This is a genomic window from Streptomyces griseobrunneus, from assembly GCF_046713465.1.
Taxonomy (GTDB): domain Bacteria; phylum Actinomycetota; class Actinomycetes; order Streptomycetales; family Streptomycetaceae; genus Streptomyces; species Streptomyces microflavus.
The window spans coordinates 1,401,567-1,413,521 of the sequence record NZ_CP177080.1 but is presented as its reverse complement, the minus strand read 5'-3'; the positions used below and the strand labels follow the sequence as shown (position 1 = coordinate 1,413,521).

The window sequence follows — 11,955 nt, the reverse complement described above, 5'->3', positions numbered from 1 at the left end:
GCCGGAGAGTGCACGTCTCCGCGCGTCAGCGCACCCCCGGCGACCTGCGCCGACGGCGTCTCAGGCAGGCGGGGTACGGGCCACCCAGCCACGCTCGTACGCATGCCAGCCCAGCTGGAGCCGGGTGGAGACCCCGGTCAGCTCCATCAGTCCCTTGACCCGGCGCTGCACGGTCCGCAGCCCCAGCTCCAACTGCTTGGCCACACTGGCGTCCGTCAGCCCGGCCAGCAGCAGCGAGAGGATCTCCAGGTCCGTCGGATCGGGCCCGACACCGTCCTCGCGCACCCCGCACCCGCCCTCGCCGAGCCGCAGCGGCATGGCCTCGCGCCACACCGCCTCGAAGAGGCCCATGAGCGACTCCAGCAGCCCACTGGCGTGCACCACCAGGGCGGCGGGCTCGGCGCCGCGCCCGGTCAGCGGGACCATCGCCAGGGTCCCGTCGGCGATCACCAGCTTCGTCGGGACCCGGTCGACCACCCGGCACTGCTCGTCCCGGCTCAGCGCGGCGGACAGCTCCAGGATCCCGGAAGGCAGCGACAGCACCTCGCGCTCGACGACCACCCGGTAGGCGACCCCGCGCGAGGCCGCCCGCTCCTCGGACTCGTTCTCCATCCCGGTCACCGCGATCGGCTTCCCGGTGACCAGGGCGCACACCTCGGAAGCGGCTCCCAGCTGCAGCTGGTGGAACCGCTGGGCGACCGCCGCCGATCCGGTCACCACCTCCACCAGATCGTGCACCTCGGGTTCGCTCGCCTCCGCCCGGTACTCCTCGGCCAGCAGCGCCGACGCCAGCTCCGCCTGCTCCAGCTCGTGGCGCTGCTGGATCAGCAGGGCCCCCAGCGCCACCCCGGGCGGAGCTGCCACCCAGCGGCCCGGGCGGGCCGACGACTGCGCGGCCAGACCCTGCTGCTCCAGCCTCCGCAGCACCCGCTCGGCGTCCGCCTCCGGGAGGGACAGCCGGTGTGCGAGATCGGAGAGTTCCGCCGCTCCCGCCGCCACCAGCGCGCGGTACGCGGCTTCCTGCCTCTCGTCGAGACCTATGGCCCCCAGCATCTCCCGACCCTCCCCGGAGTGGTGATCGCGCGTCGCCGCGCCCGTTCCGGCCGGTCGGCCGTGGCGGAAAAGGGCCACGGCGTGAACCCGCCGCGCACATCATCCCCCGTCCCCCTGGCCCCTCTGCCACTGTGGCGCCACCGCAGCACCAACAACCTCCGGAATGCGGCGCCTTGGGCTGCTTCGTTCCGGAACGACCTGGGGAGAGCGATGCGCCCGATATCGCGTACGGCACTGGGAGCGGCGACCGCCGCCGTCCTCGCCGTCACCGCGATCGCACCGTCCGTGGCGGCGCCACCGGACGAGCGAGACGCCGACCGACCGCTCACCGGCAGTGCGGCCGCCGCGGACCCGAAGCCCGTCACCCTGACCCTGGTCACCGGCGACAAGGTGCTGGTGACCACGGACCCCTCGGGCGCCTCCGCCGCCACTGCCCTGCCCCGCCCGGACGGCTCCACCCCGCTCGTCCAGACCCGGCAGTCCGGCCGAGACCTGTACGTCTACCCCGACACCGCCGTCGCCGCGCTCGCCCGGGGCGCCGTCGACGAGGAGCTCTTCAACGTCACCGGACTGATCCGCCAGGGCTACGACGACAGCCGCACGGACTCCGTCCCGCTGATCGCCACCTACACCGGTGACACCGCCCGCAGCGCCCCCTCACCCCGCGCGGGGCCGAGCGCGGCCAGGCCCTCGACGTGATCGACGGCCTGGCGCTGAAGGCCGACAAGAAGCGGACCGCCGACTTCTGGGCCGAGATCACCGCACCCCGCTCCCGGGCGGGCTCCGGACTCAAGAAGCTCTGGCTCGACCGCAAGGTTCAGGCCACTCTCGACAAGTCGACGAAGCAGGTCGGCGCCGACCGTGCCTGGGCCGCCGGATACGACGGCACCGGCACCAAGGTCGCCGTGCTGGACACCGGCGCCGACGCCGAGCACCCCGACCTCCAGGGCCGGATCACCGCGGCGGAGAACTTCACCGACTCCGACACCACCGACGACCGCCAGGGCCACGGCACCCACGTCGCGTCCACCGTCGGCGGCTCCGGCGCGGCGAGCGACGGGAAGAACAAGGGCGTCGCCCCGGGCGCCGGCCTCATGGTCGGCAAGGTCCTCAACGACAGCGGCTCCGGCGCCGCCTCCTGGATCATCGCGGGCATGCAGTGGGCCGTCGACAACAAGGCCGACGTCGTCTCCATGAGCCTGGGCAGCGCGGAACCCACCGACTGCACCGACCCGATGAGCCTGGCCGCCGAGGAACTCGGCAAGAACAAGGACACCCTGTTCGTGGTCGCGGCCGGAAACCTCGGCCCATCCCTGAACACCGTCTCCTCACCCGGCTGCGCGCCCGGCGTCCTCACCGTGGGCGCGGTCGACCGCGACGACACGACGGCGAACTTCTCCAGCCGCGGCCCCGCGATCGTCTCGCACACCCTCAAGCCCGAGATCACCGCTCCCGGCGTCGCCATCTCGGCCGCGTCCGCGGGCGGGCGCGGCTCCCAGGCGTACCGCGCCATGTCCGGTACGTCGATGGCGACCCCGCACGTCGCCGGCGCCGCCGCCGTCGTGAAGCAGCGCCGCCCCGGGTGGACCGCCCAGCAGGTCAAGGCGGCCCTCGTCTCCTCCGCGAAGAGCTCGGTCCCCGGCGACGTACGCGAGACCGGAGGCGGCCGCCTCGACGTCGGCCGTGCCGTCCGTACGCCGGTGCTCGGCGCCCCGGCCGTCCAGGGCGGCACCTTCAACTGGCCCCAGGACACCAGCGACCGCACCACCGTCTCCGTGCCGTACACCAACACGAGCGGCAAGGCGGTCACGCTCTTCCTGAAAGTCGCGGGCGTCACCGGCAACGACGGCTCGCCCGTCCGCTCGAAGGCCGCCACCGTCGGCCGGAAGTCCGTCACCGTGCCCGCCGGGGCGAGCGTCGAGGTCCCCCTCCAGCTCGATCCCGCCGCACGGCTGACCGCCGCCCAGTACGGGGACGTCACCGGACGCGTCCTCGCCACCGCCGGCGGGGGAGTGACGGTCTCCACCCCGTTCTCCCTGTACGTGGCCCCCGAGACCGTCACCCTGCGCGTCAAGCTCATCGACCGCACCGGAAAGCCCGCGGACGGCGTCTCCTCGGTCGACCTCATCGGCGCCGACACCGCCTCCGGCGAACGCCGCTTCAACGAGGGCGCCACCGACCAGACGTACCAGGTCCGCCCCGGCGCGTACTTCGTGTCCAGCTTCATCGCCACGCCCGACACGACGGACCCGACCGGTCAACTCGTCGGCTCGGTCGGCTATCTGGCGCGCCCCCAGCTGAACCTGACCAAGGACACCACCCTCGTCCTGGACGCCCGCAAGGCGCACCGCCTGCGCGTGGCCACCCAGGACCGGGCGAGCGAGACGCGCGGCGCGCCCCTCTCGTTCGGGCGCAGTTGGGACGACACCTGGCTGCACTCCGGCTCCATCTCGGCCTCCGGGACCGTGAAGGAGTACCTGGCGGACGTCCAGGGAGCCGCCCGTGACGGGGAGTTCGAGTTCGCCTCCTTCTGGCGCGCCTACGCCCCGCAGATCCAGAAGTTCTCCCTCGTCGGCGGCGCCGCCCTGCACCCGAGGCCCGCCACCACCGGCTCGGTCAACCTCGACGGCACGGGCCGCGCCGAGGCCGTCGACGCCGGTGCGGGCAGTCCGGCCGAGCTGGCAGCGGCCGGGGTGAAGGGGAAGGTCGCCCTGGTGAAGGTGGACGACGGGGCATCCAACGTCCTCGCCCAGGCACGGGCGGCCGACGCGGCCGGAGCCACGGCGCTGCTGGTGCACCGCCCCTCGGCCGGCGACTGGCAGCCCGGCGTCGGCTACGGGGCGGCGCCCCTGCCGGTCCTCGGTCTGCGGGCCGACGAGGCCGCCGTACTGGCGAAGGCGCTCGGCAAGGGGAAGGCGGAGGTGTCCTGGCAGGCCACGGCCGTCAGCCCGTTCGTCTACAACCTGGCCTTCCCGGAGAAGGGGCAGATCACCTCGGGCCGTACCTACAAGGTCCGTGACAGGAAGCTCGGCTCGGTCGTCTCCACCCACGAATCCATGGGCGTGGCAGCCGACTTCGTCGACACGCTCCTGGTCTCCCGGCCCTACGGCGCGACCTTCGGCGCCTCCTCCCTCGACCTGGTCGCCGCACCCGGCAAGCGCACCGAGTACTACACGGCGGGCGACACCGTCTGGCAGAAGATGCTCTCCTCCAGCTTCCCCTGGGGCGAGCTGATGACGGGCAACGCCCGTACGTACCAGGCGGGCCGGACCTCCACCGAGGCGTGGTACCGGGGCCTGATCGTCCCCGGTGCACCGCGCGACGCAACAGGCGAGGAGCTGCTCGCCGGTGAGCGGCAGGACAACCTGATCGGGGTCGCCCCGGCGTTCATGACGGACTCCGAACACATGGGGCAGCAGGGCTCGTTCGGCGACATCGGCAATGTGCGGCTCAGCCGGAACGGCGAACCCATCGGGAGCAGCGGTTACCCGTTCGGCGTCTTCACCGTGCCCGCCGAGGACGCCGCGTACGAACTCACCCTGATGACCACGAAGATCGGCTCGCCCGCCGCCGTCTGGAAGCGGTCCACGCAGACGGAGACCACCTGGACGTTCCGTTCGGAGCGGAAGCCGGGCGGGGAGTCCCAGGGGCTGCCGCTGCTCTTCCCTCGCTATGACGTACCGTCGGACGGGATGAAGACCGTCCCCGCGAAGGACGGTCAGCGCATCGGCCTCACCGCCACCGGGCACGCCGGCTACACCCCCGGAAGGCTCACCGGCGCCACGGTCTCCTTCTCGTACGACGGGGGCGAGACCTGGCACGCGGCCACCACGGCCCAGCAGGGCGGCCGGTGGACCGCGACCGTGGCCCACGCGGACGCGGCGGGCCGGACGGTCACCCTGAGGACCGAACTCACGGACGCGAACGGCAACTCCGTCGTCCAGACCGTGAACGACGCCTATGCCGTGCGCTGAACCTCTCATCCGCCGAGCCGCTGGACCGGTGATCCGCTGATCACACCGACCGGTCCGCCGGGCGTCCTTCCCGTGGGGGGTGGGGCCGCCCGGCGGATCTCATTTACGGGCCACTTTTTCCGGATGCCCCGTTTTCGGGCGGGCTCCGCGGTGGACAATAAGGGCATGAGTCAGCAGGGGGAGAAGCCCGCCGCCCATGAGGACGACTGGTGGCGGAAGCTGTACGACGAGACCGCGCCGGACACCGGTCCGAGCAGCGCGCCCGACAGCCTCGACGACCGCTTCGACTCCGTGTCGGACACGGTGAGCAGGGCGGTGGGCCACCAGCGGGCCACCGGCCGGGAGACGGTCGAGGACGCCTTTCCGGGGCCGGGGCCGGATCCGGAGCTGAGACCGGAGCCGCTGCCGCAACAGGACGAGGAGCTGCAGACGGAGCCATGGGAGGAACCGCGGGCGGAGCTGAAACCGGAGCCGGAGGAACCGCGGGCGGAGCCGAAGCCTGATCCCCGGTCGGGCTGGGACCTGTACCGGGAACCGGAACCGGAACCGTACGGTCAGTCGCAACCGGAGCCGGATCCGTACGGTCGGTCGCAACCGGAGCCGGAGTCCGAGCCGTACACGGGGCAGGAGCCGGAGCCGTACGGCGAGCCGGAGCCCTATCCGTTCACCGCTTCGGCCTCCGCCCCCACGCCCCCTGCCGTCCCCGGCCCCCGTAACACCGTCTTCCCGGCCCCCTGGGAAGCCCCCGCCGGCCCGCCCGGCCCCCGTACCTTCGCCGTGCCGAAGCCGCCCGAGCCCGAGCCGCCGCCCGCCCCGCCCGTCTCCGAAACCGCCACCGTCCCCGACCCGAGCGCCCTGCACGAGCTGCCCCCGGACTGGGCCGCGAGCGACGCCCCGGCCGACGGCGGCGGGGCCCGGCCCCTCGTCGACCACCTCGGGGACCGGCCGCCCACCTATGACGCCGAGCCCGCCGCCCTGCCCGCCGCCACCTCGGAGAACCTGGACGCCTTGGTCCCCGACACCGTGCTGGACGGTGCCCGGTACGGGACGTACACCCTGCGGGCCGCCTCCGTCCGGGGCGACTCCGCCCGGTTCCGGGGCGAGCCCCGGCGCGACGCGCTGCTCACCACCCGGTTCGGTGCGGCCGAGAGCGCCCTGGTGCTCGTCGCCGTGGCCGGGGGCGTGCGGGCCGGTGAGGGGGCGCATCTCGCGGCGGCCGACGCCTGCCGCTGGATCGGCGGTGCCGTGGCCCGCAGCCACGCCCGGCTCTCCGAGGACATAAGGGCCGGCCGCCGGGCCGACCTGAAGTCGGGGCTGCACCGGCTCACCGACCGTACGTACGGCAAGCTCCGGGCGCGCGCCGCCGAACTCGGCCTCGAACCGGGGGAGTACACCACGAGCCTGCGGTGTCTGCTGCTCTCCGCCGACCCCGCCTGCCGCACCCGGGTCTTCTTCGGCGTCGGCAGCGGCGGCCTCTTTCGGCTCCGCGACGGGCTCTGGCAGGACCTGGAGCCCACGATGCCGGACGTGCCCTCCTCCGGCGGCGGGAGCGAGGAGAGCCCGGACGGCGACCGGCTGACCATGGACCTACAGATCACCACGCCCCCGTCCCCGTACAGCGACGGCCCCGCGCCGCCGCCCGCCGAGGTCTTCCGCTTCCGGGCCTCTGTGGCACGTCCGGGCGACACGCTGCTGCTCTGCAGCAACGGGTTCGCCGAGCCGATGCGCGGCGAACCGGAGCTCCCCGCGGAGCTCGCCGAGCGCTGGGGCCCGCCCGGGCCGCCCGGACTGCCCGCCTTCCTCGCCGACACCCAGCTCCGGATCAAGGGGTACGCCGACGACCGCACCTGCGCGGCCGTCTGGGAGGCGTAACCGCGCACACCGTGGGTTGATGGACTCCGGAGACCGGCCGGGCGACGTTTCGGTCTCCGGAGTCCGGACAACCGACAGTGCACGGAGCACGGGCAAGGAAAGGGTGCGCACCCATGGCCAAGCAGAACGTGGCGGAGCAGTTCGTCGACATCCTCGCCAGGGCGGGCGTCAAGCGCCTGTACGGCGTCGTCGGCGACAGCCTGAACCCCGTGGTGGACGCCATTCGGCGCAACTCGGCCATCGACTGGATCCATGTCCGGCACGAGGAGACCGCCGCCTTCGCGGCCGGGGCCGAGGCCCAGATCACCGGGTCCCTGGCGGCCTGCGCCGGCTCCTGCGGACCGGGCAACCTGCACCTCATCAACGGTCTGTACGACGCGCACCGCTCGATGGCCCCGGTCCTCGCCCTCGCCTCGCACATCCCTTCCAGCGAGATCGGGCTCGGCTACTTCCAGGAGACCCATCCGGAGCTGCTCTTCCAGGAGTGCAGCCACTACAACGAGATGATCTCCAACCCGGAGCAGATGCCGCGCCTCCTCCAGACGGCCATCCAGCACGCCATCGGCCAGGGCGGCGTCAGCGTCGTGACGATGCCGGGCGACATCGCCTCCAAGGCCGCTCCCGAGAAGACTGCCGAGCACGCCCTTGTCACCTCACGGCCCACCGTGCGCCCCGGGGACGACGAGATCGACAAGCTCTGCCGGATGGTGGACGAGGCCAAACGGGTGACGCTGTTCTGCGGCAGCGGCACGGCGGGCGCGCACGCCGAGGTGATGGAGTTCGCGGAGAAGGTGAAGTCCCCGGTCGGGCACGCGCTGCGCGGCAAGGAGTGGATCCAGTACGACAACCCGTACGACGTCGGCATGAGCGGGCTGCTCGGCTACGGCGCCGCGTACGAGGCGACCCATGAGTGCGATCTGCTGATCCTGCTGGGCACGGACTTCCCGTACAACGCGTTCCTCCCGGACGATGTGAAGATCGTCCAGGTCGATGTCCGCCCCGAGCGCCTGGGCCGGCGCTCCAAGCTGGATCTCGCGGTGTGGGGCGATGTGCGCGAGACGCTGCGGTGTCTGACGCCCCGGGTGAAGCCCAAGGGCGACCGCAAGTTCCTCGACCGGATGCTGAAGAAGCACGCGGACGCGCTGGAGGGTGTCGTCAAGGCGTACACCCGCAAGGTCGACAAGCACACCCCGATCCATCCCGAGTACGTCGCCTCCGTGCTGGACGAGATGGCCGACGAGGACGCCGTGTTCACCGTCGACACCGGCATGAACAACGTGTGGGCGGCCCGCTATCTGACGCCCAACGGCAAGCGGCGGGTGATCGGTTCGTTCAGCCACGGCTCGATGGCCAACGCACTGCCGCAGGCGATCGGAGCCCAGTTCGTGGACCGCGAGCGGCAGGTCGTGGCGATGTCGGGCGACGGCGGATTCTCCATGCTGATGGGCGACTTCCTCACCCTCGTCCAGTACGACCTGCCGGTGAAGGTCGTGCTGTTCAATAACTCCTCCCTCGGCATGGTGGAGTTGGAGATGATGGTCGGCGGGCTCCCGGCCTACGGCACCACCAACAAGAACCCGGACTTCGCCGCCGTCGCCCGCGCCTGCGGGGCGTACGGGGTGCGGGTCGAGAAGCCCAAGCAGTTGCAGAGCGCGCTGAAGGACGCCTTCAAGCACAAGGGCCCGGCCCTCGTCGATGTGGTGACCGACCCCAACGCGCTCTCCATCCCGCCGAAGATCAAGGCCGACATGGTCACCGGCTTCGCGCTCTCGGCGAGCAAGGTCGTCCTGGACGGGGGAGTGGGCCGGATGCTCCAGATGGCCCGCTCCAACCTCCGTAACGTGCCCCGCCCCTGAGGTTCACGGGTTCACGGGTTCACGCGGGGGTGAGCCGCACCGTCAGGATCTGGAACGGCCGCAGCTCCAGCACGAGGCCCCGGTCGTCGGTGACCGCCGGGTGGAGCGGCCGTTCCAGCAGGTCGGTGATCTGCGCCCGGACGACCGGGAAGGACAACGTGAGCCGTGCGCCCGCCCGGCCGCCCGCCGACTCGTATAGCCGTACGATCACGTCTCCGCTGCGGTCCTCCGCGAGCTGCCCGCAGCGGCAGGTTGAGCGCGAGGCCTTCCCGTACCGCGTCGGTCACCCCGCCCCGGGCGCCAGCGCGTAGCGGAAACGGTGCGTGCCCAGGTCGGTGTGCGGGAAGATGTGCGGCTGGTGCTCCTTCACCCAGGCGTACTGCTGGGCCTGCGAGCAGGCGAAGACCAGCTCCGGGTAGTCCTTCGCGAGCGCGGTGACGTTGGCGAACGTACGGGACGCCTTGCGGACGCTCTCGCGCAGCGGCCACAGCCAGGCCGAGTCGATATGGGCGTGTCCGGCCGCCGAGATCCGGTGCGCGCTCGCCGACGCGGGCCGGGCCAGCACCCCGGCGAGCTCCGCCCGCCCGGCGGCCGCCGTGCCGGAGACGTCGTGCAGGTCCAGGGCGTCCAGCATCGCTTCGAGGGCCCGCAGGATCTCGTGGCGGCGCGAGCGGTCGGCGGGCAGCTCCCGCATCAGCTCGGAGAGCACCTCGATGTCCAGGACGAGATGCCAGACCTCCTCGTCCAGCACCGCCAGATCGGCGGAGGCGAACCGGTACAGCGGACGGTCGCCCGCCGTGCGGACGTCACCGAGCGGGGTCGGCTCGAATCCGTGTTCCAGCACGGCCGGATTGGCGGCCGCCTCCAGCAGCAGATCGACCGGTTCGCCGCCCTCCGCCGGGTGTGCGACGGCCACGTGGCGGTTGCGGGGACGAACACCCTTGAGGGGGAAGCCCAGATGGTCGTAGAGCATGCCTTACGCCTGGAATCCGGGCCCCTGCCCGGTGAACCCCGGGTCCACGACCACTTCCACCCGGCTCCCCGACCACTCCGGGGGAACCGCGCCCTTGAGCCGGAACCAGCTGGTGGACCAGGGCTTCCCCCACTCCGTACCGGCGGTGAAGGGCTCGTACGCCGCTTCCAGGGCCTCGGCGACCGGCACGGGCTCGCCCGGCACGTGCCACACGGACAGGGCGAGCGGGGTGCGGGCGGCGTACTGCGCCGGGCGGATGAAGTGCTGGAGGGCCCGGTCCAGGCGGGCCTCCACCAGGGGGCGGTCGTCGTGCATCTCGGCTCCTCGGGGTCGGCGCCCGGCGGCTGCGGCCCAGGTTCACTTCCCCGGCGCGGCCCGGAGCACCCCTGAAATCGTGTGCGGGGCGAGTCTCCCCGTGCGCCCCCTGCTGCCTCAGCCTGCGCTCGTCCCGTCGGAGCGACAAGCGTGACGGTGCGCGTACAGGGGCATGCATCCCGTGAGGCTGTTCGACGGACGGCCGGACCGGAGGAGGTCGGATCGCTGTGCGGGCGGGGGACATGGTGAAGCGTCAGAAGAGGGCCCAGGCCGGAGAGGGGCGCGGCCCTCGGGGGCGGAGACCGGGCGAGGCACAGCAGCCGGCCCGGATGCGCCGCAGAGTGGGCCATACGGAACGGTCGGCGGTGGGGGAGGTCCGGCGCGAGCTGCGGGAGTTCCTCCGACATCGCTCCGGCCCCGAACAGATCGAGGCGGCCGAACTGCTGCTGAGCGAGCTGGTGACCAACGCGCTGATCCACACCCGGCACGGGGCGGTGGTCACCGCGACGGCGACGCCCGCGGCGCTGCGGGTGGAGGTCCATGACTTCGAGGCGGATCTGCCCGCGCCGTACGTACCGAACGCCGACGACGGTACGCACGGCAGGGGTCTGATCCTGGTGCGGAGTCTGGCCGACGCCTGGGGTGTCGAGGCGCGGGCCCTGGGCAAGGTGGTCTGGTTCGAGCTGCGCGGCGCGGGGGTCTGAACGGCCCCCGGGGGTGCGTGCGGGTCACCGACCCGCACGCTCAGCCGAACTGCTGCTCCAGATCCTTCAGTTTCTGTTCCAGCGAGTCGAGCCGGGGGAGTGTCTGGGTGTCGTCCTCGACGGTGAGGTCGACCGTCCGTGCGTCACCTCCCGGGTTCGAAGGGCCGAGGCTCTTCGAGCTCGAACCGTCCGCCGGCTGCTTCGGGCCGACGGCTTGCAGGGATGGCCGGGGTCGCAGGGGCAGCTGTCCCGGCTCTGCTATGGCAGGCTCCGCGACGGCCTGCGCCGCCGAGCCCGAAGCGGGGGCGAGGGCGGGGACGTCCACCTGGTGACCGCCACGGCCGCCGCGCCCCCAGACCCGGTTCTGCCGGTTCAGGGCCTTGATACGGGCCCGGTCCAGCTTCTCCTGGTCGCGTCGGCGCAGCCGGTCCTGCTCCCGCTCCTTGCGGTCCTCCCGCACCTCGTCCACCGCCTCGTCCAGCGTCCGGACGCCTTCCAGGAGCATCAGCGACCAGGCGCCGAAGGTCTCCCGGGGTGCCCGCAGCCAGCGGACGATCCGGATCTGCGGCAACGGGCGTGGCACCAGGCCCTGTTCGCGCAGCGCGGCCCGGCGGGTCTGCTTCAGCGCGCGGTCGAAGAGCACCGCCGCCGACAGGGACATCCCCGCGAAGAAGTGCGGAGCGCCCGCGTGGTCCATGCCCCGCGGGGCGTGCACCCAGTTGAACCAGGCGGCGGCCCCGGCGAAGGTCCACACCAGCAGCCGGGAGCCGAGTGCCGCGTCTCCGTGGCTCGCCTCCCGTACGGCCAGCACGGAACAGAACATCGCGGCGCCGTCCAGTCCGAACGGGACCAGGTACTCCCAGCCGCCGGTGAGGTTGAGGTTCTGCCGGCCGAAGCCGACGAGCCCGTGGAAGGAGAGCGCGGCGGCGACGGCCGCGCAGCAGAACAGCAGGACGTACGAGGCGGTGGCGTACAGCGCTTCCTTGCGCCTGCGGCGGTCCTCGCTGCGTTCCCAGTTGTCGTCGGGCGCGGCCTTGCCGGCGGCACGCTTGCCGCGTGCGACCACCGTCACCGCCGCCATGACTCCCACGAGCAGTACGGCGCCCGGAAGCAGCCAGTCAAGCGATATGTCGGTCAGTCTCATGCGCGGTCCCTTGCGTCACGTAGGGCGTTTCGTGCGCCATCGTGACGGAATTCCCGTCCCGCTC

General features: G+C 72.4%; 5 protein-coding genes and 3 pseudogenes. 4 read left to right on the top strand and 4 right to left on the bottom strand.

What is annotated here, in order from left to right:
- Positions 1-60: 60 nt before the first annotated feature.
- A complete protein-coding gene (locus ACK8N7_RS06285) occupies positions 61-1,053 on the bottom strand; it encodes a helix-turn-helix domain-containing protein (RefSeq protein ID WP_403211262.1) in 993 nt (330 codons plus the stop codon).
- 210 nt (positions 1,054-1,263) lie between these two features.
- Here ACK8N7_RS06285 and ACK8N7_RS06280 point away from each other — a divergent pair.
- The 3 genes and pseudogenes from ACK8N7_RS06280 to ACK8N7_RS06270 all read left to right on the top strand — a co-directional run bounded on the left by ACK8N7_RS06280 (position 1,264) and on the right by ACK8N7_RS06270 (position 8,755).
- Positions 1,264-5,027, top strand: a pseudogene (locus ACK8N7_RS06280) (S8 family peptidase).
- Positions 5,028-5,192: 165 nt separating this feature from the next.
- Positions 5,193-6,899, top strand: coding sequence for a protein phosphatase 2C domain-containing protein (locus ACK8N7_RS06275; RefSeq protein ID WP_500441359.1), 1,707 nt, complete (start codon positions 5,193-5,195; stop codon positions 6,897-6,899).
- Between the two features lie 113 nt (positions 6,900-7,012).
- Positions 7,013-8,755, top strand: a complete 1,743-nt coding sequence (locus ACK8N7_RS06270; protein WP_500441357.1) for a pyruvate dehydrogenase — start codon at positions 7,013-7,015, stop codon at positions 8,753-8,755.
- 19 nt (positions 8,756-8,774) lie between these two features.
- On the opposite strand, the pseudogene ACK8N7_RS06265 reads toward ACK8N7_RS06270, so the two are convergent.
- Positions 8,775-8,975: pseudogene (locus ACK8N7_RS06265) on the bottom strand (glycosyl hydrolase-related protein); the annotation flags it as partial.
- A gap of 72 nt (positions 8,976-9,047) precedes the next feature.
- Positions 9,048-10,043 (bottom strand): annotated as a pseudogene (locus ACK8N7_RS06260) (glycoside hydrolase family 38 N-terminal domain-containing protein); the annotation flags it as partial.
- A 329-nt stretch (positions 10,044-10,372) separates the two neighbouring features.
- Here ACK8N7_RS06260 and ACK8N7_RS06255 point away from each other — a divergent pair.
- The gene (locus ACK8N7_RS06255; RefSeq protein ID WP_403211254.1) at positions 10,373-10,747 is read left to right on the top strand and encodes an ATP-binding protein; all 375 of its coding nucleotides are present in this window, start codon (positions 10,373-10,375) and stop codon (positions 10,745-10,747) included.
- A gap of 40 nt (positions 10,748-10,787) precedes the next feature.
- Here ACK8N7_RS06255 and ACK8N7_RS06250 read toward each other — a convergent pair whose 3' ends face one another.
- Complete coding sequence (locus ACK8N7_RS06250) at positions 10,788-11,891, bottom strand: DUF2637 domain-containing protein (RefSeq protein ID WP_500441354.1); 1,104 nt, start codon at positions 11,889-11,891, stop codon at positions 10,788-10,790.
- Positions 11,892-11,955 lie beyond the last annotated feature (64 nt).